This window comes from Chryseobacterium angstadtii (assembly GCF_001045465.1).
Taxonomy (GTDB): domain Bacteria; phylum Bacteroidota; class Bacteroidia; order Flavobacteriales; family Weeksellaceae; genus Chryseobacterium; species Chryseobacterium angstadtii.
Genome location: NZ_LFND01000006.1, coordinates 282,364 through 304,291, shown reverse-complemented (window position 1 = coordinate 304,291; position 21,928 = coordinate 282,364). Strand labels below are relative to the sequence as shown.

Below are 21,928 nucleotides of genomic sequence, written 5' to 3'. Positions count from 1 at the left end.
CTAAGTTAGATTTGATTTGAGAACTTCGATTAATTCTTTTAGATCGTCAACTTGCGAAAGAATTTGGTCATCACTTTTATACTTATATGCAAACTGTAAGCAACTACTCAGTGTTTTATTAGCTTCTAATAATTTTTTCAATAAGAATTCCCTCTCTCCATTTGTTCTTTCAAATGCACCATCTAAATCATCTTCTTTAAGTAAGTATTTTACTGCATCTTCATATTGAACAATATGACTTAATTTATTAGTGATTTGACGAGAATCAGTTAGTACCTTTTTACGATTTTTTTTATCATTACCATAAATCCAAGTTAAAATATTTTCTAGATTTGATAACTTCTCGACAGGTACTAAATCTTCATTAAAATCAACTTCAGAATATCTTTTTACACCAATATAGTTTCTAATTGTAGGCGAATTATAAGCAACAGTTAAAAGTGAAAAACGATTAATAATTGGTTTTAGATCGAAATCATTTAAGTCTTCTTTTGCTTGCAAAAATAATTTATATGTTACATATTGCTTCTTTATTATATCACTTCTATCTCCAATTACTTCTTGTACCTTTTTTACTGCTTCATTTACATTTATCCCTTTATTGGTTTCTGTTGTAATAAATTCAGCAATATATGACGCTTTTGCAAAAGCCTCCCATTTAAGAGCTCCTAAAATATGTCTTACTCCTAAGTAAGTAGAAACATCTTCTCTATTTTCGTATATAATGCAAGGGATTTGCTTTATATCATTAATTACATTTTCATTTGTGGTAGTTGGATAGCTTTTTTCAATATTTAATGATTTTCTGATACTGTTATCAGTTAATAATTTAATTGTTGAAATCCTTCTATTGCCTTCTACAACTGTAAAATCAATTTTTCCCTCACTAATTAGACTTTGGATATATGCTGCATTTTGATCAGAGTCTTCTAAATATTTAAAATCTTCAGGTTTTTTATTAGGAACAATAATTATTGGTTCCTCATCAAAATAACCATTTTCAGTTAAAGACATTGCAATCTCCTCAGTATCAAAATAATCATAGAGAGTTTTTATTAAGTCTAATTGAGTTGCTGTCTCCTTATCTGTAAGATAGGGAACTAGGCGTGGATTCAAATTATCCAAGTTAATAATAGATACATCAATATCTAATTGAGGTTTTCGTTTTCCTTTGCCCGCAAAATCCATAATAATGTTATTTATACAAAAATAGTAAATTCAAATTGAACTAGCTTATTTATTTTAGTCCCCTTTTTGATCCCCTAAAAAGCAAAAACCTCTGAAAATCAAATGATTTCAGAGGTTTTTTGTACCCAGGACCGGGATCGAACCGGTACTCCTAAGAACTGGTGTTTGAGACCAGCGCGTCTACCAATTCCGCCACCTGGGCTTGTGTTAAATTGGTGTGCAAATATAGGAACTTTTTTTAATGTTCAAAAGCTTTTTGGGAGAAAATTTTAAAATTCTATTTCCAGCCCATCGTAGGCAAGATGCATTCCTTCCGGAAGATCCTTATCTTCAATATCATGCAGCCCGAGATGGTGACTGATGTGAGTTAAAAATAATTTTTTAGGTCGCAGCTCCTTAAACAGGGCAATAACGTCAGGAAGGATAAAATGGGCAGGATGCGGATCAAATTTTCTGATGCAGTTTAAAACCAGCACATCCAGATTCTGCAGTTTTTCCTTTTCTGTGTCTGAAATGAAATTAGCATCCGTGATATACGCTACATTTTTAAATTTATAGCCGAACACTGTAATTTTATAGTGAATCACTTCAATAGGCGTGATCTCCGTATCCAAAACATGGAAAGGCTTGTTTTCAATTTCATGAAGATCAAAAGCGGGAGCGCCAGGATATCTTACATCCGTAAAAGCATAAGGAAAACGTTTTTTGATTTCATGTCCCACTCTTTCGTAGCAGTAAATGGGCATATCTTTTCCACTCTTAAAAATAAGTGGGCGCATATCATCCAGCCCGATCACATGGTCGTTGTGTTCGTGGGTAAGAAGGGCTATGTCTACATTATTTTCGTGGTTGAGAAGCATTTGCTCTCTGAAATCCGGTCCGCAATCAATCAGTATTTTTCTGCTTTCCTCTGTAGTAATCATTACTGAGGAGCGGAAACGTTTGTCTTTGGGATTTTCGGAAGTACATACTTCGCATGTACAGCCTATAACGGGCACACCCTGGGAAGTACCGGTTCCTAAAAATTTCAACTTCATTTTCTTTTGAGGTTGGTTTAATTTTGGTAAATTTACGAAAAATTTTACGTCCTAATGTATCAGAAACTAACTCCTAAACAAAAAGCATTAACAATTAATCTAGATCCTACTATTTATGGTACTTTCGCGGAAATTGGAGCAGGGCAGGAGACTGTTCGTCACTTTTTTAGAGCAGGAGGGGCTTCCGGTACAATTGCTAAGGCGATGTCTGCTTACGACAAAGATTTTAGTGATGCCATTTACGGGAAAGAAGCGAAAAACAGGTATGTCACCCAGAACCGTCTCCGTAAAATGCTTCGTTATGAAGTAGCATTGATTGAGGAGAGGATTTCAAGGGAAAACAATCCGAACAGAAAGTTTTTCTCTTATGCCAATACGGTAACTACGATTAATTTCGATAAAACGCTCAAAGGCCACGGCTGGGTCGGAATCCGTTTCCAGACAAAAGAAAATGAAAATTACAATGAGATTGTGATCCATGTAAAATTCAAAGAAAATGATGCCACCCTTCAACAGGAAACTTTAGGAAACCTTGGAGTAAACCTGATCTTCGGAGCCTTCCACTACTACGACAATCCCAGAAACTTAATTGAATCTTTATACGACGACATTGCAAAAGACAGTCTTGAAATTGATATGATTGATTTCAGCGGCCCTGCTTTTGACTATGTTGATAACCGATTGATGTCTCTGCAACTTGTTAAGCACGGAATGACCGATGCTGTGATCTTCAATTCTCAGGGTAGCAATATGCTTCCGGCAGATGTTCTGTACAAGAAGAATATTTTTGCGGTAAGAGGAAGCTTCAGACCTGTAACGAAAGTAAACATCGATATGCTTAAAAACGGGCTGGAGATGTTTCAGAAAGATGCCACCTGTACCCATGAAGAAACAGAAGTTCTGATTGAAATTACCATTTCAAACCTCAGAGCAGATGGTGATATTGATGAAAGAGATTTTATGGACAGGGTAGATATTCTTGGGAAACTGGGCTACACCGTTATTATTTCAAACTTCTCGGAATATTACCGACTGATTGATTATTTTGCGTCCTATACCAGCGGAGATATTGGTGTTGCTATGGGAGTGAATAACCTTCTGATGGTATTTGATGAAAAGTATTATAAAGACCTTTCGGGAGGGATTCTTGAAGCATTCGGGAAATTCTTCAGAAACGGTATGAGGGTTTATCTTTATCCTTACAAAGATCCTGAAACCCACGAATTGCTGGATTCTGCCAACCTTAAAGTTGAAGAAAATCTAAAAGAGCTTTATAAATATTTCAAACACAACAACCGTATCGTAGATATTACGAACCATAATCCGGAGTTCCTGGAAATTTATTCAAGAGAGATTTTAAGAAAAATTGCATGCTGCGTTTCGGGCTGGGAAAACCAGGTTCCGGAAGGCGTTGCCGAAATGATAAAAGAACGTGGAATGTTCGGTTATAAAGAAGAACTTTCCTTTGAACAATTCTCCTAAAAAATAATATACAATGTCAGAATTAAAGAAAAGACTTTCTTCCATTCTTGAAAGTCCAAAACATAATACAGAAGAAAAGCTAGAGAAAGTTTGCCATCTGTTGGATCAGGAAATTTCTTATTTCAACTGGACCGGATTTTATTTTAAAAACGGAGACAAGGAAGAGTTGATCTTAGGCCCTTATGTAGGGGCACCTACAGATCATACCATTATACCTTATGGAAAAGGAATTTGCGGTCAGGTGGCGGTTTCCAATGAAACGTTCGTAGTGCCGGATGTGTATCAGGAAAGTAACTATTTAAGCTGTTCTATTGATACCAAAGCTGAGATTGTGGTTCCGATTTTTAAAAACGGACAGAATGTAGGTCAGATAGATATTGATTCCCATACGGTAGATCCTTTTACAGCTGAAGACAGAGAGTTATTGGAATGGCTTTGTAACGAAGTTTCCAAAATATTGTAACTGAACTTCTGTACGAAACAGAATATAAGATAGGAGCCCCGATTTTAAATCGGGGCTTTTTTTGTTGATGATGATAATGCCTGTCGTTGGCTTAGGCACCACTCGAAGCCAATTATGTAATGGTGGCTTAGAGTGCCACGAGTTGTTTTGCAGTTGATGTTTTTTTAACCACAGATTACACTAATTTCTACAGATGTTTATGCATATTAAGAAAAAAAATGAATTTTTTAAGAACTTATCTGAACTTTTAATGCATGAATCATTCAACTTATAATAACTGAAGCATTAAAAGACTTTTGCCCATTTTGTGGTTAGGGCATTATCGCTGCATAGCATGAATTTCAGAAAGTAGTCCTGTAAAATAATTTCCACATTTCGCGATATGGGTTCCGTACCATGAAAATGCTTCTCCGTCTACAATCATAATCTTTTTATCGGGATAAAACGCTTTCATTTCTTCTACATGTTTTTCTTTAAAAGGGAAGGGTTCGGAGGAGAGCATAATGACCTCTGCATCGGCAAGATCTTCCATTTGAATTTCCGGGTATCGGGTTCTGCCTTTAAAGATATTTTCAAAACCTATTTCTGATAAAATTTTATGGATAAATGTATCGGAGCCAATAGTCATATAAGGATTTTTCCAGATCAGATAGGCTGCTTTTACTGGGGAATCCAGCTTAGCCTGTTCCAAGACATCATAGATTTTAAGATTGAACTGCTGGGCTCTTTCCTCTTTATTAAAGATGTTTCCGAGCGTTTTAAGGAGGTAGTAATTGTCTTCAATGGTTTCTACATTGGTTACAAGAACTTTAAAATCATCCATTAGAGCTTCAACCTGTTCTTTGATATTCTCCTCTTTATTGGCCAGAATAAGATCGGGTTGTAATGCTTTAATTTTATCAATATTAATATTCTTGGTGCCACCGATAATGGCAACGTCTTTTATTTTTTCTGAGGGATGGATGCAGAATTTTGTCCTGCCGATCACTTCATTTCCGGTAAGACCTAGATCAAATAATGCCTCTGTAATAGAGGGTACAAGAGAAACAACTTTCATATTCAGACTTTGTCTGCCTAAATTACAAAAGTTTTCCTGTCAGGAAAAGTCCGGCTACGGAAAAATAGATAATAAGTCCGGTAACATCTACCAGAGTGGCTACAAATGGAGCAGAAGAAGTAGCGGGGTCGAGATTTAACTTTTTAAGAATAAAAGGCACCATAGAACCTGAAAGTGTTCCCCAAAGAACAATCATAACGAGTGAAACACCTACGCTTAACCCTACATAAGGCCAGTATATTCCATAGTTGAAGAATCCGGCTTCATGCCACAGCATAATCCTTAAAAAGCCTATAACACCAAGAATACTGCCGAGAGCCAATCCGGTGAAAATCTCTTTTTTCATCACATACCACCAGTCTTTCAGTCCTATTTCCTGAAGAGCCATTGCCCTGATGATAAGCGTTGCAGCCTGAGATCCGGAGTTTCCTCCACTGGAAATAATAAGAGGGACAAACAGTGCCAATACAACCGCTTTTTGAATTTCATCTTCAAAATAGCCCATTGCAGAGGCGGTCAGCATTTCCGAGAAGAAAAGGATAATCAGCCATGTTCCTCTTTTTTTGACCATCTCCATAAGAGAAGTCTGAGTGTAGGGATCATCTAATGCTTCAAGACCCCCAAATTTCTGGATATCTTCCGTATTTTGCTGTTCAATCTGATCTAAAATGTCATCAATCGTTACAATACCTACAAGAACACCGGCTTCCGTGATGATGGGAAGGGCGGTTCTGTCATATTTTTCAAAGTAGGTTACTGCATCTTCTTTCGTTGTAGTGGTCGTTATTGCTACGAAATGATTGTCGGTGATGTCCGAGATCAGCGTATCTTCCTCAGCCAAAAGAAGGCTTCCGAGAGCAATGTCGTCAATCAGGCGGTTTCTTTCATCCACTACATAAAGGTGGTTCATGGTTTCCACTCTTTTTCCGACCTTTTTGATTTGCTGGAGACATCGTTTTACCGTCCATTCTTTACGGATCTGGATGTAGTATGGAGTCATCAGACGGGCGATGGAATCTGAATTGTAGCCGAGAAGTTTCAGGGCAATTCTTCTTTCCTGTGGATTAAGATGATTGATGGAATATTTAATCAGTTCATCGGGAAAATCCTCAAAAAGAGCGGTTCTGTCATCCGGCGTCATTCCGTTCAGGATTTCGGAAACTTCTTCGCTTCCGATACTTCTGATGGTGTCTTCCTGGAAATCAGGATCAAGATGGGAAAAAACTTCCGCTTTATATTCTTTCGGAACTTTTAAAAGTGCCAGAAGCCTCTCATCAGCAGGAAGACTGCTAAGAGTTTCGGCAATATCGGCAGGATTAAGGATAAGTTCGTCTCTGGAATTCAAAACGTAAAATTTTAGGATATGCAAAAATAATTCAAAAAATTAAGACTATGAAGGAAAGCTGTAAAATTAAGGATTAATTAAAGTGTAAAGCACTTGATTATATACATTTGAAAAAAAACATCCGCCGAAGCAGATGTTCAAAAATTAAATTTAGTTCATAAATACCTATATTATTCGAGAATAGGTCCGCATAGAGGATAAGGGGAAGGCATGCACATTCCTCCTTCGCAGCATTCTCCGAATCCACATTGGCTATGGATCTGACATTTTTTATTCAGTCCGCTGCCGCTGATTCCCTGCTGTTCTTTTCTGGTGAGCTTTTTGAGTTTTTTCATATCAATAGTTTAATCATTAATTAAAAACGGCAGTTATTCAATACAGTCGTATTCCATACAAACACCCTGGCAGCAAAAGCCTATGAAGCAAGGTCTTGTTAGACTGCATCTTTCAAAAGCTCCGCCATTGATTTTCTTTTGCTGTTCTTTGCTGAGTCTCTTTAAATTTTTCATATCCATTGATTTAATTATTAAAAGACATAATTCTTAAAGTTCCGGATCAATACATGCATGCGGTGAGCATATTCCACTACAGCACCATCCAACGCTGCAAGGTCGTGTTATGCTGCATCTGTTGATGGCTCCACCATTGATCTGACTTTGTTGCTCTCGGTTGAGTTTCTTTAAATTTTTCATATTGTATAAGTTTTGATTTGTTGAACTAAAATAGTAAAAAATATTATATTATTCACTACTTGATGAAAATATTTAACTAATAATCAATATGTTTGAAGCTTTTTTCAATTATGTTGAGGGAAATATTTGAAGATAGAATGGGGGAGAATTGTAAATTGTGAATTGTGAATTTTGAATTGATTGGCTGTTACCAATTGACTATTGACTTGCACAGCAAAATTGAGTCTTGATATTTGATTGTGAATTTTAAATTTTGAATTTTGAATTGATTGGCTGTCACCAATTGACTATTGACTTGCACAGCAAAATTGAGCCTTGATATTTGATGTTGAATTTTGAATTGTGAATTTTGAATTGATTGGCTGCCAACAATTTACTATTGACTTGCACAGCAAAATTGAGTCTTGATATTTGATTTTGAATTGTGAATTGTGAATTGATTGGTTGTCACCAATTGACTATTGACTTGCACAGCAAAATTGAGTCTTGATATTTGATTGTGAATTTTGAATTTTGGATTGATCGACCAACACCAACTGACTATTCACTTGCGAAGCAAAATTGAGCATTGACTATTTAATGCTGAATTATGAATTTTGAATTGATCAGCCATCACCAATTGACCATTAACTTGCGAAGCAAAATTGACGATTAACTATTTAATGCTGAATTGTGAATTAAAAAAATAGAACTATTCGAATCACTGAACTCGCAACCGATAACCAGTAACCCGCAACTCGAAACTCGAAACAAAACAACTACTAAAGCTCCGTTCCCGCTGAAGGCTTCAATTTTCTGAGTTTTTTTAAAATCCCTTTTATGGCACCGTCTGTACCTATTTTAATGGAGTTTTCCGTAGAACCTAAAAGACGCATATTTTTTCGGTACGTGTCATAGTCCGATTCAGTAACCAGGTTTCCTTCCGCATCAAAAAGTTTCATGCTGACTACTACCTGATTAGAAAATACATACTTTCCGATGCCTACTTTGAAATACCTTACTTTGGGAACAATGGCAAAATCAGCATCATTATTGACGCAGTAATCGGTGATGGTCTGTTTTTCTATGCTGTCAAAAGGAATCTGAACTTCAGCTCTGAGCATTTTATCTCTTCTTCCGCTGAAATTATCAGAAACGGCGCTGAAAAAAGCATGGTTGGTGGGTTCCTTGATTTCGTCGATATCTGGCTCTACCTCAGGGTTGAAGTAAAGGATTTTTTTTGTTTTATTGTCGGCATTCTTTTGTGCTTTTACTGAAATGGCGCCTACCAGTAAAAAAGTGCTGACTGCTGTAAAAAATATAATTTTTCTCATTTGTAATTCGTATGCAAAATTACTGCCTTTTCGTTGGATGACATACAATTTATTAAGAAATTTTTAACATTTTTTTCTATCAATTTTGATATATGAAATCAATAATGTTTGCAGAATCAAAAAATAGTCGTAATTTTGCACCCGTTACATAATAATCATTAAACAATATTGGAATGTACTTAACAACAGAAAAAAAGCAGGAAATTTTCTCAAAACATGGAAAATCTGCAACAGACACAGGAAGTGCTGAAGGACAAATCGCTCTTTTCACTTTCAGAATCAATCACTTATCTCAACACTTAAAGGCTAATCGTCACGATTTCAACACAGAGAGATCTCTAGTGAAATTGGTAGGTAAGAGAAAAAGTTTACTAGATTACCTTAAAAACAAAGATATCGCAAGATATAGAGCAATTATTGCTGAACTAGGTTTAAGAAAATAATCTACAAAGATTTTCAAATAAAGCAGTTTCGAAAGAAGCTGCTTTTTTTATGCTTTTACTTTTTGTCCTTTCCAATCTTTCAGATTTCTCACAGATAATACAGATAGAGCAGATAAATACATTAAAAACCTGAATGATCTCTATAATCAGCACGATTTTTTTAATCATGGTTTGTCCATTTCCTTTATCATAAACAACAAGATCATCTGTGTAAATCCGTGTAATCTGTGGTTAATTTCTAAAAATACCTTTATATGGTAAAATAAACCTTATCTGCTCCATAGGTTTTGCAAGTAGCTTCCTTTTACGTAGTCCACTACTTTTTGTCCTTTCCAATCTTTCCCAAATGGGTATTCTGAAAACTGTCCGGATATTTCAGTCCATAACCCAGAATTCTGTCAAATGCAGAGTGCGAAAACAAGATAGCACCTGCCATCTGCAAATAAGGAAGAGCTAATACAGTTCCTACAAGATAGACAGCAATCGCAAGCCCCAGATGATGAAAAAGGTTGTAGAAAAATGCGCCCACTTTATTATTTATGATATATCCCAACATTGAAATATCAGGAGCAAAGAACAAGCCTGCAAACCACCACCAGGAAAGCTCCGTACGGCCGAATGCAAAGATTCCTAATATCAAAAAAGCAAAATACTCAAGCTGTAATTGAATTTTCATAAGAATAAAGGTATTGATTATCTGATAGGTGTATGAATAATCTTAAAAGTTACTATTAAAATAAAACTTAAAAATAAAAAGTGAGATATTGAAAAAACATCTCACTTCTTACTATTAAAAAGGTTTATTGACAAAAAAGCCTTGTCTTACCAAAATAAGCGTTAGCGGCTTTGTATATCTTAAAAACAAAATATGGTTTATAATTCTTTGTCTAGCCTTGCGTTACTTTTTACAAAACAAGGGAAATATTTTAATGCCCGGATTGAGCTTCAGAATTTCCCACATGTCCCAGATACTTAGTACAATAGACTCCGAATATCAGAATCACCAAATAGCAGAAAACAGGAATAATAAAAGAATGCTGTACACCAAACTGATCTGCAAGATATCCCTGGAAAATAGGAACAATAGCACCTCCCAAAATAGCCATAACCACCAGAGAAGATCCCTGACTGGTATATTTCCCTAAACCTGAAATAGCCAGCGTGTAGATGTTGGAGAACATAATTGAGTTAAAAATCCCGATGCCTAAAATACTGTACATAGCCAACTCACCATGATTGACCATAGCTGAGATGAGAAGCAGGACATTGATGGCTGCAAAAATAGACAGCGTTCTTGCCGGAGCTGCTTTACCAATAAAGAAAGCAATGAAATTAAGGACAATAAATACAATGAAAAAGCTGATTTGGGCAAAACTAAGATTAACAATACTGAAAATAACCATAAAAACAGCCGCTGCCGCACCCAGCATATAAATGGCTTTTTTGCCCTGACTTATAGACTGGTTCAAAGAAATTGCCCCGAGAAAACGCCCGATCATGGCACCTCCCCAATACAGAGAAAGATAATTTTTGCTGATGATCTCATTGAAACCCATAATCTGAGGCTGCTCCAGAAAGCTGATAATAAAGCTTCCTACGGCTACTTCTCCGCCTACATAACAAAACATGGCAAAAACTCCGAATTTCAGATGACTGAATTCAAGAGCGCCCCAGCCTTTTACAATCTCTTCTTCCTGGGTCTGGAAAGAAGGCAATTTTACTCTTGAAATCAATAATGCTACCAATAAAAGGATTCCGGCAAAGATCAGATAAGGAATTCTGGTGGCTACCGCACTGAACGAGCCATCCGGAGCAGAAAAGAATTCAAAAATAAGGTGTCCTCCAAGTACCGGAGCAATGGTGGTCCCGAAAGCATTGAAAGCCTGGGTCATATTTAAACGGCTGGAAGCAGATTCTTCACTGCCCAGTAATGAAACGTAAGCGTTGGCTGTGATCTGAAGCACTGTAAAACCCAGCCCCAGAATAAACAAAGCTCCTAGAAATAAAGGGTAATAGGAAAATGTAGCAGCCGGATAAAATAATATACAGCCAAAGGCCGCCAGAAAAATACCGAACATAATTCCTTTTTTATAACCTGCCTTATTAATAGGGTCTCCTTTTGAAATAGAGATTAGAAAATAGATCAGGGAACCAATGAAATATGCTCCGAAAAAGCAGAACTGCACGAGCATGGATTCAAAAAAGGTAAGTTTGAAAAGCTGTTTCAGATAAGGAATCAGGATATCATTCATACAGGTAATGAATCCCCACATAAAAAAGAGCAGGGTGATCGTGATTAGCGGGATCGTATAGTTTCTGCTCTGTGTTTTCACTTCTTTATTGATCATAAACATTTATTTATTGGACAAGAATGATTAAATTCTTTCAGTTATTTCGTCGGCTGCATATATATTTTGAGAAGTAGGGCAAATATAAGGCAGAGGCCTGTTTTCTCCAACTTTTCTGGTGTTTTTTTATGTAGATAAGTCGTATTTAACGATGCTGAAATATTATTTACATAATTTGAGACAATAATACGAAAACAAGCGAATTTTATCATCAGTTTTCTTTGAAAAAAATGTTTTTAATGAAGAAATCAAAAGGAGAGAGACAGCATTGGGCGAAAATTTTTGCATCTTTGGCAAAATACAAAGGAAATATCCAACGATATCGAACTGCATTTATACGGATGAATATTTAATATTTCATTATTATATAGTACCTTTGCAGACGAAAATTTAAAGAGTTTAAATATTAATTCATACTCAATACGGAGTATAAAGACGACAAATTTATGAGTGTACCTCAAGCGTTTACAGAAACGATTACTCTTGCAGACGGCAGAGAAATCACAATTGAAACAGGGAAACTGGCCAAGCAGGCTGATGGATCTGTGGTAGTAAAAATGGGCGGAACCATGCTTTTAGCAACGGTTGTAGCCAATAAAGAAGCTAATCCTGGTGTAGATTTTTTACCATTAACAGTAGATTATAGAGAAAAATTCTATGCAGGTGGCAGAATTCCTGGAAACTTCTTCCGTAGAGAAGCAAGACCTTCAGATCAGGAAATTTTAACGATGCGTTTAGTAGACAGAGTTCTTCGTCCGCTTTTCCCTGAAGATTTCCATGCTGAAGTTCAGGTAATGATTTCATTAATTTCTTATGACGGAAAAACAATTCCTGATGATTTAGCAGGTTTAGCAGCTTCTGCGGCAATTGCTATTACAGATATTCCTTTCAACGGGCCTATGTCTGAAGTAAGAGTTGTAAGATTCAATGGAGAGCTGGCTATTAATCCTAGCTATGAAGCATTGAAAGATTCTGAACTTGATATTATGGTGGGAGCTACAAAAGACTCCATCGTAATGGTAGAAGGAGAAATGAAGGAGATTTCTGAGCAGGAAATGCTGGAAGCCATCATCTTCGGTCATGCTGAAATCAAAAAACAGATTGAAGCTCAGGAAAGATTAGCTGAGAAAGTAGGAAAAGCATTCCCTAAAAGAGAATACAGTCACGAAAATCACGACGAAGCGATTCGTGAGAAAGTTTGGAAAGAAACTTACGATAAAGTATACGAGGTGGCTAAGCAGCCTTCAGGAAAAGAAGAAAGAGGTGAGAAATTCAAGGCTGTTCTTGAAGAATTCCTTGCACAATATGTAGAGGATGTAGAAGAGCTTGAAAGAGTAACTCCTTTTGTAAAAGTATATTATCATGATGTAGAAAAAGAGGCAATGCGTCAGATGATCCTTGAAGACAATATCCGTCTTGATGGGCGTGATCCTCAGACGATTCGTCCGATCTGGTCAGAAATTGACTATCTTCCGGGAGCTCACGGTTCTGCAGTATTTACAAGAGGTGAAACTCAGTCTCTGACTGCTGTGACATTAGGTTCTGTAAAAGATGCCAACATGGTAGACAGCGTAATTTCTCAACACGACGAAAAATTCTTCCTACATTATAACTTCCCTCCGTTCTCTACTGGTGAAGCAAGACCTTTAAGAGGTACTTCAAGAAGAGAAGTAGGACACGGAAACTTAGCTCAGAGAGCATTACAGGCTGTAATTCCTGAAGAAAATCCATATACCATCAGAATTGTTTCTGATATCCTGGAATCAAACGGTTCTTCTTCAATGGCAACGGTTTGTGCAGGAACATTAGCATTAATGGACGCGGGTGTACAAATTACGAAACCAGTTTCCGGTATTGCAATGGGTCTGATTACAGATACAAAATCAGGTAAATTTACCGTACTTTCCGATATCTTAGGAGATGAAGATCACCTGGGTGATATGGACTTTAAAGTAACTGGTACTGCAGACGGTATCACTGCTTGTCAGATGGATATCAAAATTCAGGGACTTTCTATGGATATCATGGAAAAAGCCTTGATGCAGGCGAGAGACGGAAGATTACACATCTTAAATAAAATCACAGAAACTATTGCTGAGCCAAGAGCAGATGTGAAGCCTCACGCACCGAAAATGGTAGTAATGGAGATCTCTAAAGACTTCATTGGTGCAGTAATCGGGCCTGGTGGAAAAATCATTCAGCAGATGCAGAAGGATACGGATACAGTGATCGCGATTGAAGAAATCGGAGAGATCGGACGTATCGAGATTGCAGGAACAGACAGAGAGAAAATCAATGCTGCCGTTGCTAAGATCAATGAAATTACTTTCGTTCCTGTAGTAGGAGAGGTGTATAAAGGTAAAGTAGTAAAAGTAATGGATTTCGGAGCTTTTGTAGCTATTGCAAAAGGTACTGAAGGACTTCTTCATATTTCTGAAATTGAATGGGCCCGTCTTGACAAAGTTCCTTATGCAGAAGGTGATGAAGTAGAAGTGAAATTCATGGGTTATGACGACCGTAAGAAAATGAAGCTTTCAAGAAAAGTTCTTTTACCAAGACCTCCAAGACCGGAAGGAAAACCAAGACCGGAAGGACAGGGAAGACCTGAAAGACCGGCAAGAAATGAAGGAAATGCTCAACCGGAAGGTGAAAAACCGGCCGGAGATCAGAACCCTTCAGCTGAAGCTTAATAGTAAGTCTTAATACATAATAGAATCCCTCAAATTAATTTGAGGGATTTTTTATTTTAACCTATGTGGCTTCTTCACGATTTCCTGGTATTCAAATTACAGATAGCTTTCTTCTGAAAAAAAACTTTAAAACTTGATTTTTTATCCTATTGCTTTTATTAAAATTGAGAATATATTTTAGTTCTGTATAAACGCACAAGTAGACATTAAAACACAGATTATCAGTAATTTAACATAAAAAAATTTTTCATTTTCATGTGAATTATAGTTATATATTTGTCAATAATTAATGATTTTTTTTAACACCATTTTCATTATAGCTATAATAAATTTCTTTCAGGAAAAATATCATTGTTTACAGAGCCAGTCACTACTATCCATGTAGAAGTGTAAGTTTTATATGAATCTTAGCAAAACATATAAGACACAAAAAAACACATAAAACACATAAGATTATTCTCACCCTAATCATTTAAATCAGAAATCATGAAAAAAATTATTTTTTTATTCTTGTCCTGTGCATCCTTAAGTGCTCAGGTCGGTATAAATACCACGACACCCACGAGAACCCTAGATGTTAACGGAAATTTAAGAGTCAGAACCCAAACCAATCAGTCTGCAAATGCAGTGTATGATAATGTACAGATTGCAGACGCTAACGGTAATGTTGATTACATTAAAAAAAATGTACTTAACCAGCAGATGGTGCAGTTATTCAGTCTCAATACTTTGGCTTTGGTCAATACAGGAGGAGACGGAACTGCTCCTGTAAGTATCAGCAATCAGTCCATCACCTTAATAAAGCCGGCATTTGTAATTATTAATTTTTCAGTCCCGATTACATTATCAACAACATTTTCTGATGTGAGATTGAAGTTGCTGAGAACCCATTTAAGTGTTAACGGAACCAATGTTGTAAGAGCTTCAAATACTTACACGAATGGAACTAATACGGGAAATAATTTAAGCGGAATCTTTTATAATACCGGAAGTTATATAACCTTACTGGGAGCAGGAACCCATTCCATAGAAATTTTAGGAACCTGCTTCGACCTCACTGCGACTCAGTGTATTCAGGGAGGAAACTATAACGGGACATTATTTCAAGCATTTGCGATGTATAATGACTTTTAATGGCTTTATGTTCAAACCTCCAAGAGGGAAATTTTTAGATTATGTATTAATAAAACAAAAGAAAACCACTGAAATTTTCAGTGGTTTTTTATTATCAAAGAGGGTAACTTCCTTCTTCCGGCTTCCCTTCATATTGTATTAATTAAGGATATATTTCTGCCATTTTATCAAGCTCCGATTCTCTGTTTCAGATCATCTGCACCTCCTGTTTTTCTTGGCTGCCCGTTTTTGGAAGAACCGAAATTGTAAGTGTAGGAGATCGTTGCTACACGCGAATCTCTTTTTACCACAAAGTTTTCTACATAGTTGTTAAAAGTGGTCTGCGCTTTCGGATTGCTCGTAAAGAAAATATCATTGAATGAAAACTTCAAAACACTATTGTTTTTAAACTTTTTCTGAGCTCCTATGTTCAAAAACCAGTTCGGCTGTACATCCATATAGGCGTAAACTTCCCTTGCTCTGTAGTTTCCGGTAAGTTCAGCCGTAAAACCATTGCCCAGCTTGAAAGAATTGATACTGTTAATGTTAAAGGTGAAATTCCCCTGATTGTTGATCTGCGTTCCGGATACATTTCCGGTATAGGATCCGTAATAGAAATTCGCGCTGTTATTCATCTCCCACCATTTTGTCAGCTTCACGGGAGCAATCAGATAGAGGCCGAAATATGATGCAGAATTCAGATTTTCATTGGTCTGAACCGTAATGTTTTCTCCGTTTTCCACAACCGGTTTAATGACGTCTGTAATATTGTTGGCCGTTCTGCTGTAGCTCAAAGTCGCAAAATACTTACTGTTTAAGCTGTAGGTAAATTCATAATTCATCGTGGTTTGAGGGTTAAGCTCCGGATTTCCTGCTTTGTAAGTCGTAGGGTCCAGATAAAATTTGAAAGGGTTCAGCTGGTTATAGCTTGGTCTTGTGATTCTGCGGCTGAAATTGATTTCCAGATTACTTTTATCCGTTACATCGTATGAAAAAACAGCACTTGGAAACAATTGGGTGTAGTTCTTTTTATTCACCTGATTTGTGGTGATCTGAGTTCCCGTTACATTGGTATTTTCAGCCCTTAAACCGAACGTGGCACTGAATTTTTCCCACTTTTTGGAAACGTTTCCATAAACTGCATTGATGTTCTCTTCATAAATAAAATGATTGGTTTTATTCAGATCTATTTCCGGAACGCCTGAACTTGCATTAAAGAACTTCAGGTCATTATCAGCTTTCACAAAGCTGGTTTTGATTCCAGCCTCCAGTTTCCAGCTTTTTTTGAGATTCTTTGTCAGATCAGATTTTAAAGAATAGATATTCAGATTTCCACCGATATCGCCCTGTAAAATATCAAGATTATTCAGATTGCCGTTGGTTTCATACGTTCTTGTCTCAAAATTTTGCAGAGATGTGTTGGAATAATTAATAAAGTCAAAATCCGTAGTAACCTCCGAGCCTAATGAGTCTATCGTATATTTATGATTCAGGTTGAAAGATATGTTTTTCCAGTGATCATGAGAACGGTTCTTAGTCGTAAAACTGCCGTCCGGAAGGCGGTCGCTTCCCAATATCAGACTTGAATTATCACCCTTCGGATCAAATTTATTGCTCACAAAACCTACGGAAAAGCCAAGTACATTCTTGTCGTTCAAATAATAATCCATCCCTGTTTTTGCAATATGATTTCTGAAGTTGAATTTCAGAAAATTATCCTGCAGGTAGGCTTTGTCAAAAGTACCGTCTGTGTAAAAATTCCTGTCCAGAACCAGATGATTATAAAATTCCCGGTAAGCAAAGCTGTAATTGGCGAAAACATTCACTTTCTTGTTGCGGTGATTGATGCTGAAACTATTATTGTTCTTGATGAATTTTCCCGTTCCCAAAGAAGTGGAAATACTTCCGTTCGTTCCTTTTCGCTGGTCTTTTTTTAACTTGATATTGATGATGGAAGTTCCGGCTGCATCGTACTTTGAAGACGGATTGGTAATGAATTCTATTTTCTCAACCGTTGAAGATGGAATGCCCCGCAGATAAGCCGCCAGATCAGTTCCGGTCATAGGCGTATTTTTTCCGTCAATCTGTACCAGAAGATTTCCTTTTCCCCGGAGGCTGATGTTGTCATTACTGTCCACATTCACTCCCGGCGCTTTTTCCAGCACTTCAAAAGCCGAATTTCCGGTGCTGGCAATGCTGTTTTCAACATTAAGAATCATCTTTCCGTCCTGTCTTTCAATATAAGGTTTGGTTTTGGTAATGGTTATCCCTTCGATAGATTGTATATTGAGATCAATAGGAGCGAGGGTTTTGTTTTCTGCAACCTGAATATCGTTTGATTGATAAACTTCCTTCCCGTTTTTGCTGATCTTCAAACGATAACTCCCCGTTTTAAGATCACTGAAACTGAATTTTCCGTTCTGTTCAGCAATTTCTGTTTTTACTAACGCATTTCCGGAGTCAAACAGATTGATTTCCAGCTGTTCAGTTTTCCCGGAATTAACGGTTCCGGATAGTGAAAAGTTGTTCACCGTCTGTGCTGAAAACAGGCAGCTGAATAAAGTCAGTACCCATGTCAGCAGGAGTAAAAATAATCTGGTCATTGTGTTTATTTTTTAGTGTTTATACAGTTTTCTGATATTTTGAGCAGGGCAGAATTCATAATCTCCAGCTCTTCTTTTGTGATGTTTTTCAAAGCCGTTTTTCGGTTTCCTTCTACTATTTTTTGAACATCTTTTATGATTTTTTTACCGGATTCGGTTACTTCAAGATTCGTTTTTCTGCGGTCCTCAGAATGAACCTTCCGGATCACATATTCTGATTTTACCATCAGATCAATAATTCTTGTCACCGATGCGTTGTCCTTAAAAACCAAATCCCCGATTTCATTCTGGGTAATCCCGGGATTTTCCAGGATTGCTTTAATAATCAGCCACTGATCGATGGTGATGGTAAAACCGTGGGCTTTGAGCTGTCGCTGTGCAAAGTTTCTGTATGACCTTATCGCTTTATCTATATTGTAAAATATAATTGAATTTAATTTTTCCATGCTTTCTATTTTAAATAATAATGATTTATCAATTATTGATATATCAATTAATTTGTAGTCAATGTTTTTATATTGTTACAAGGGTTTCGAGATTTCTTTAAAAAACATAAAAAAGGCTGCAACAATTTGCAGCCTCAGTGATAATAATTTATGAGTAGAAAAGAAAATCAATATAATTTTCAGTCAGAGAGAAATCACTTTTGTATCAATCGCCCAAAGACGATTTTATATTGTTTTAACCTGAGATTCGGGATAGAAATATTTCAGATTTTTAGGCTGAGGCAAAGGCTAAGACTAAGGAATGTCAATTGTGAATTATGAATCATGAATTGATTAGCTATCACCAATTGCCTATTGACTTGCGAAGCAAAATTGACAATTGACTATTTAACGCTGAATTGGGAATTAAAAAAAGAACCATTGAAACTAATTTAATCCCGCAACTCACACCCCGTATCCCGTATCCCGAAACCCTCAAATGCTAAAACTCTCAAACCCTCCGATTCTCAAACCCGTATCCCGCATCACAAATCCCGAACTCAGTCTGTTTTAAACAATACATCAACCTTTTTTCTTGTAGCCGAATCAGGACATACTTTATAAAATTCATTAAGAAGGTCTATTGAAGACGGTTTTTTAGGATAACGGTTGTTGATGAGAAAACTTCTTAGTGCTTCATTCACTTTTTCCTCTCCAATGAGCTCGCTTAATGCTACCATAGCTACCGCACCTCTGGAATAGGCAATGTGTGCCATATCTCCTCTTACCCTGTAAATCGGGCGGTTCTCATACAAACCTTTTTCATTGTCGTAAATCTGCTGATGAACCTTTAATCTCTCCTTCATTTTTTCGTTGCCGTGCATCTTTTTGTAAAGCATCATTTCCGTGTACATGGCCAGTGTTTCAGTAAGCATGGAAGCGCCTTCTCTGTCATCCGGATTGATCTGGCTGTTTCCCCACCATAAATGCGAAAGCTCATGACCCGCAAGCTCATTAATGACATCCTGCTCCTTATCCCCGTGAATATTGGCATGGAAAACCATATCTTCAGGCATAAAGACGGCGGAAGGATAGGCTGTTGCGGCAAAACCTCTGGTGAACGATGAAATTTCTGCAAAATTGACAGTTTTAAAAGGATAACTCCCGAAATTCTGTAGGCAGTAATCCAGTGTTTTTTTCGCATTATCAAGAAGATGATCTGCGTTTTCAGAATGATTGGAATGATAGAAAAGATTGACCGCAATCCCTTTATGAATAAGGCTTTTTATTTGATAATCTGCGGAAGAAACAGCAAACCGGAAAGGAATGTTCTCAGCTTTATATTGAAAATAATTCCGTCCTGAATTCGTCCACTTTTTAACCAGATCTCCTGTGCCTATGGCAGTCTGATTTCTTTCTGTGGAAACAGTCATCTCTAAATTAATATAATCTTTGCGGTAAACCTCCGGAGCTTCCGGTCTTTTAAGCTCTGCCAGCTTTCCGAGATGATTTTCCTTTCGAATTTGCTCATCCTGAATTTCTTCGGACTTCTGATATCCAATGGTAGGATAATATCTGCTGATCCGCATAAAAGAACCATTTTCTATAATGGCATTAAAAGACTGATGCCCGTTCACTGCATACCATTTGTAAGTTAATTCAAAATTCAGAACAGCTGTTTCACCGGGTTTCATGGGCTGTTTTAATTGGATTTCCGATACCGTTTGATGAACCTGTGCTATTTCAGAACCTGATTGTAGCTTTGCAGATTCTATTTTCAAATCAGGATTGAAATTAACCAGAATTTTGGGAATGGATTGTTGGGTATAATTGGTAAGAATGTATTTTCCAATGATCCGGTAAGCATTTTCTGAAGGATATAATTGAATTTCAGTTTTAACATCCGTTATTTTCGGCTGGGGAAGATGTTCATATTTCTTAAAATGCTTTTCATAGTCGACAGATATAGCTACTTCTTTTTCTTCATCTTTTGGAATATAGCCTTTCATAAAAAACACTCCGGCACCAATACCTGAAAAAAGTAAAATCAGGCAGGGAACGGAAGAAAACGGTTGAAATTTCTTAGTTCTGACGATACTGTTCATCATCCATAGAAAAGAAATCAGTCCGGCTCCGAATAAAAGTCTGGCGGCAAAAGCAGATGCGTAAATGCCATAACCATTAAAATCACTGTAGCTGCCTTTAAAATCTGAAAATATTCTCAATAAAGGATAAGGAAGAATCTTCCCTGAAGCCGGTCCGGCGAGCAGAAATACAGCAAGAACTGAAATTCCTAAAGCAATAAATTTATTCTTTATAATAGAATTGATGAATAAAATAAACCCTGAAAAAAGGATTAATGGAAACGTATTGAAAAGAAAAACTCCGAGATAGGCATTCCAATCGAAATAAGTATACTGATACACCACCTGAAAAATAATGCCTTGAATAATTAAAATTCCGGTAAAAAAGAACAACAAAATACTGATGGAAACAAAATGTCCCGATATCTTGCTTTTTGAAAAGAAAGTGCTGTCTTCAATCAGAAAGAACCCTGAAGAACGGCTTCTCCAATACAGATCATTGATGAAATACGCTACAAGAAGAAGTCCGAACAGAGGGAAATTCTCTGAAATAGTTGTCGCCATAAGCCCGGAACCCGCATATTTCTGAGGAAGACGGATCCCTTTTTCAATCTCGGCATACATTTCCATTCCGACAAAAAAGAGAAGCAGAATAGAAACGGCAGGAATGGTGATGCTTTTGAACAGGTAAATCAAATCAATTTTTGCATAAGAAATAATGGATTGGAATGTATTTTTCCTTCCGAAACTGATTTGGGATATAGTGTAGGCGGATGATGGAGCATTTTGATTTTCAGAACCGGAAACTATTTTCTTTACTTTTTGCCTTGATACAGAAGAAAATGAAAACATCCGGAAAGTGATCAATAAAAATAAAGCGGTAATCACCAGAAACCCGATTCTGTTGATTAATAAATAACCTGCAAAAGGGATTAGCATTGTATTTTTCTGATGAACGGAAAATGTTCTGGCATCCAGGAAATAAGATGACAAGCCAAACGGATCCAGCAGGGCAGAAATCTGTTGTGTTTCCAGTGACTGTGGTAAACTTCCGGCCATAAACGGAGAATTGGAAAAAACCATAACGACCATATATAGAACGTAAAGCAGCAATCCGGCAACGACAACAAGCAGTTTTTTTCTGGAAATCAGTGAAATGAAAAATAGAAAACCACATACAAAAAAGCTGTTGACGAAACCAAAGATGAGCATCGGATACAGATAGTTGATCAGATTGAATCCATCCTGCATTTCACTTCCCGTACGCGTTACCTGTCCGATTAAAAAGCCAAGCATTAAAAAGGAAAAACTTAGAAAAGTCTGAAGAAAATAGATACTGAATCTCCCGCTCAGATAGGTCCATTTTGAAAAGGGATAGGAAAACAGAACCTGATCAAATTTTGAATCCTGATCTTTAAAAAGAATCTGTACTGCATAAATAACTGCAATAAACAGGATAGAAAGACTCAACATTCCGGTCATAAAACCTATGGTGTATGGTGAATTCAGGTAGATTCCGTCTCCGGCTGCGAGATTGAAACTACTGCCGCAGAAGATTCCTATTCCTGCTAAAATCAAGGCTATAAGATAGGCTGGCCAGTGCTTGGTGGTACGTCTGGCTTCAAATAAAAATAAGGCATTCATG

18 protein-coding genes and 1 tRNA gene are annotated in these 21,928 nt (G+C 36.9%); 5 read left to right on the top strand and 14 right to left on the bottom strand.

Annotated elements, in window-relative coordinates:
* The 3 genes from ACM46_RS17985 to ACM46_RS17975 all read right to left on the bottom strand — a co-directional run bounded on the left by ACM46_RS17985 (position 1) and on the right by ACM46_RS17975 (position 2,225).
* Positions 1-1,188 (bottom strand): hypothetical protein, encoded by a 1,188-nt coding sequence (locus tag ACM46_RS17985; protein ID WP_048508072.1) that lies wholly within the window; start codon positions 1,186-1,188, stop codon positions 1-3.
* 122 nt (positions 1,189-1,310) lie between these two features.
* A tRNA-Leu gene (locus ACM46_RS17980) sits at positions 1,311-1,390 on the bottom strand.
* A 67-nt stretch (positions 1,391-1,457) separates the two neighbouring features.
* Positions 1,458-2,225: an MBL fold metallo-hydrolase gene (locus tag ACM46_RS17975; protein ID WP_048508071.1), complete on the bottom strand. Its 768-nt coding sequence runs from the start codon at positions 2,223-2,225 to the stop codon at positions 1,458-1,460.
* A 54-nt stretch (positions 2,226-2,279) separates the two neighbouring features.
* Here ACM46_RS17975 and ACM46_RS17970 point away from each other — a divergent pair, with 54 nt between their 5' ends.
* Together ACM46_RS17970 and ACM46_RS17965 are read left to right on the top strand one after the other, a co-directional pair.
* Entirely contained in the window at positions 2,280-3,707 is a 1,428-nt protein-coding gene (locus ACM46_RS17970) for a nicotinate-nucleotide adenylyltransferase (protein WP_048508070.1), read from the top strand.
* A gap of 13 nt (positions 3,708-3,720) precedes the next feature.
* A complete protein-coding gene (locus tag ACM46_RS17965; protein ID WP_048508069.1) occupies positions 3,721-4,170 on the top strand; it encodes a GAF domain-containing protein in 450 nt (149 codons plus the stop codon).
* Positions 4,171-4,489: 319 nt separating this feature from the next.
* On the opposite strand, the gene ACM46_RS17960 is transcribed toward ACM46_RS17965, so the two are convergent.
* The 6 genes from ACM46_RS17960 to ACM46_RS17950 all read right to left on the bottom strand — a co-directional run bounded on the left by ACM46_RS17960 (position 4,490) and on the right by ACM46_RS17950 (position 8,577).
* Positions 4,490-5,227 carry an ABC transporter substrate-binding protein gene (locus tag ACM46_RS17960; protein WP_048508068.1) on the bottom strand — a complete coding sequence of 246 codons (738 nt, stop codon included), beginning with the start codon at positions 5,225-5,227 and terminating at the stop codon, positions 4,490-4,492.
* Positions 5,228-5,249: 22 nt separating this feature from the next.
* The gene (gene mgtE / locus ACM46_RS17955) at positions 5,250-6,572 is read right to left on the bottom strand and encodes a magnesium transporter (RefSeq protein WP_048508067.1); all 1,323 of its coding nucleotides are present in this window, start codon (positions 6,570-6,572) and stop codon (positions 5,250-5,252) included.
* 170 nt (positions 6,573-6,742) lie between these two features.
* Positions 6,743-6,907 (bottom strand): hypothetical protein, encoded by a 165-nt coding sequence (locus ACM46_RS23420; protein WP_157859463.1) that lies wholly within the window; start codon positions 6,905-6,907, stop codon positions 6,743-6,745.
* A 33-nt stretch (positions 6,908-6,940) separates the two neighbouring features.
* The gene (locus ACM46_RS23415) at positions 6,941-7,081 is read right to left on the bottom strand and encodes a bacteriocin-like protein (RefSeq protein WP_157859462.1); all 141 of its coding nucleotides are present in this window, start codon (positions 7,079-7,081) and stop codon (positions 6,941-6,943) included.
* Between the two features lie 33 nt (positions 7,082-7,114).
* A complete protein-coding gene (locus tag ACM46_RS23895) occupies positions 7,115-7,264 on the bottom strand; it encodes a bacteriocin-like protein (protein WP_420911841.1) in 150 nt (49 codons plus the stop codon).
* A 761-nt stretch (positions 7,265-8,025) separates the two neighbouring features.
* Positions 8,026-8,577 carry a hypothetical protein gene (locus ACM46_RS17950; RefSeq protein WP_048508066.1) on the bottom strand — a complete coding sequence of 184 codons (552 nt, stop codon included), beginning with the start codon at positions 8,575-8,577 and terminating at the stop codon, positions 8,026-8,028.
* Between the two features lie 173 nt (positions 8,578-8,750).
* Here ACM46_RS17950 and rpsO point away from each other — a divergent pair, with 173 nt between their 5' ends.
* Positions 8,751-9,020, top strand: coding sequence for a 30S ribosomal protein S15 (gene rpsO, locus ACM46_RS17945; protein WP_034726714.1), 270 nt, complete (start codon positions 8,751-8,753; stop codon positions 9,018-9,020).
* A 316-nt stretch (positions 9,021-9,336) separates the two neighbouring features.
* Here the strand turns inward: rpsO and ACM46_RS17935 are convergent, their stop codons facing one another.
* Positions 9,337-9,696 (bottom strand): DUF4260 domain-containing protein, encoded by a 360-nt coding sequence (locus tag ACM46_RS17935; RefSeq protein ID WP_048508064.1) that lies wholly within the window; start codon positions 9,694-9,696, stop codon positions 9,337-9,339.
* Positions 9,697-9,946: 250 nt separating this feature from the next.
* On the bottom strand, positions 9,947-11,368 hold the full coding sequence (locus tag ACM46_RS17930) for a sugar MFS transporter (RefSeq protein ID WP_048508269.1): 1,422 nt from the start codon (positions 11,366-11,368) through the stop codon (positions 9,947-9,949).
* Positions 11,369-11,814: 446 nt separating this feature from the next.
* Between ACM46_RS17930 and ACM46_RS17925 the strand changes: the two genes are divergently transcribed.
* Positions 11,815-14,058, top strand: a complete 2,244-nt coding sequence (locus tag ACM46_RS17925) for a polyribonucleotide nucleotidyltransferase (protein ID WP_048508063.1) — start codon at positions 11,815-11,817, stop codon at positions 14,056-14,058.
* Positions 14,059-14,544: 486 nt separating this feature from the next.
* Complete coding sequence (locus tag ACM46_RS17920; protein ID WP_048508062.1) at positions 14,545-15,192, top strand: hypothetical protein; 648 nt, start codon at positions 14,545-14,547, stop codon at positions 15,190-15,192.
* Positions 15,193-15,359: 167 nt separating this feature from the next.
* On the opposite strand, the gene ACM46_RS17915 is transcribed toward ACM46_RS17920, so the two are convergent.
* The 3 genes from ACM46_RS17915 to ACM46_RS17905 all read right to left on the bottom strand — a co-directional run bounded on the left by ACM46_RS17915 (position 15,360) and on the right by ACM46_RS17905 (position 21,927).
* Entirely contained in the window at positions 15,360-17,774 is a 2,415-nt protein-coding gene (locus tag ACM46_RS17915) for a TonB-dependent receptor (protein ID WP_048508061.1), read from the bottom strand.
* 5 nt (positions 17,775-17,779) lie between these two features.
* The gene (locus ACM46_RS17910) at positions 17,780-18,220 is read right to left on the bottom strand and encodes a MarR family winged helix-turn-helix transcriptional regulator (RefSeq protein WP_048508060.1); all 441 of its coding nucleotides are present in this window, start codon (positions 18,218-18,220) and stop codon (positions 17,780-17,782) included.
* A 539-nt stretch (positions 18,221-18,759) separates the two neighbouring features.
* Entirely contained in the window at positions 18,760-21,927 is a 3,168-nt protein-coding gene (locus tag ACM46_RS17905) for a M1 family aminopeptidase (RefSeq protein ID WP_048508059.1), read from the bottom strand.
* Position 21,928 lies beyond the last annotated feature (1 nt).

Excerpts from the sequence above, each read along its gene's own strand:
- ACM46_RS17985 (WP_048508072.1), bottom strand. The coding sequence starts at position 1,188 with ATGGATTTTGCGGGCAAAGGAAAACGAAAACCTCAATTAGATATTGAT.
- ACM46_RS17975 (WP_048508071.1), bottom strand. The coding sequence starts at position 2,225 with ATGAAGTTGAAATTTTTAGGAACCGGTACTTCCCAGGGTGTGCCCGTT.
- ACM46_RS17970 (WP_048508070.1), top strand. The coding sequence starts at position 2,280 with ATGTATCAGAAACTAACTCCTAAACAAAAAGCATTAACAATTAATCTA.
- ACM46_RS17965 (WP_048508069.1), top strand. The coding sequence starts at position 3,721 with ATGTCAGAATTAAAGAAAAGACTTTCTTCCATTCTTGAAAGTCCAAAA.
- ACM46_RS17960 (WP_048508068.1), bottom strand. The coding sequence starts at position 5,227 with ATGAAAGTTGTTTCTCTTGTACCCTCTATTACAGAGGCATTATTTGAT.
- ACM46_RS23420 (WP_157859463.1), bottom strand. The coding sequence starts at position 6,907 with ATGAAAAAACTCAAAAAGCTCACCAGAAAAGAACAGCAGGGAATCAGC.
- ACM46_RS23415 (WP_157859462.1), bottom strand. The coding sequence starts at position 7,081 with ATGAAAAATTTAAAGAGACTCAGCAAAGAACAGCAAAAGAAAATCAAT.
- ACM46_RS23895 (WP_420911841.1), bottom strand. The coding sequence starts at position 7,264 with ATGAAAAATTTAAAGAAACTCAACCGAGAGCAACAAAGTCAGATCAAT.
- ACM46_RS17950 (WP_048508066.1), bottom strand. The coding sequence starts at position 8,577 with ATGAGAAAAATTATATTTTTTACAGCAGTCAGCACTTTTTTACTGGTA.
- rpsO (WP_034726714.1), top strand. The coding sequence starts at position 8,751 with ATGTACTTAACAACAGAAAAAAAGCAGGAAATTTTCTCAAAACATGGA.
- ACM46_RS17935 (WP_048508064.1), bottom strand. The coding sequence starts at position 9,696 with ATGAAAATTCAATTACAGCTTGAGTATTTTGCTTTTTTGATATTAGGA.
- ACM46_RS17930 (WP_048508269.1), bottom strand. The coding sequence starts at position 11,368 with ATGATCAATAAAGAAGTGAAAACACAGAGCAGAAACTATACGATCCCG.
- ACM46_RS17925 (WP_048508063.1), top strand. The coding sequence starts at position 11,815 with ATGAGTGTACCTCAAGCGTTTACAGAAACGATTACTCTTGCAGACGGC.
- ACM46_RS17920 (WP_048508062.1), top strand. The coding sequence starts at position 14,545 with ATGAAAAAAATTATTTTTTTATTCTTGTCCTGTGCATCCTTAAGTGCT.
- ACM46_RS17915 (WP_048508061.1), bottom strand. The coding sequence starts at position 17,774 with ATGACCAGATTATTTTTACTCCTGCTGACATGGGTACTGACTTTATTC.
- ACM46_RS17910 (WP_048508060.1), bottom strand. The coding sequence starts at position 18,220 with ATGGAAAAATTAAATTCAATTATATTTTACAATATAGATAAAGCGATA.
- ACM46_RS17905 (WP_048508059.1), bottom strand. The coding sequence starts at position 21,927 with ATGAATGCCTTATTTTTATTTGAAGCCAGACGTACCACCAAGCACTGG.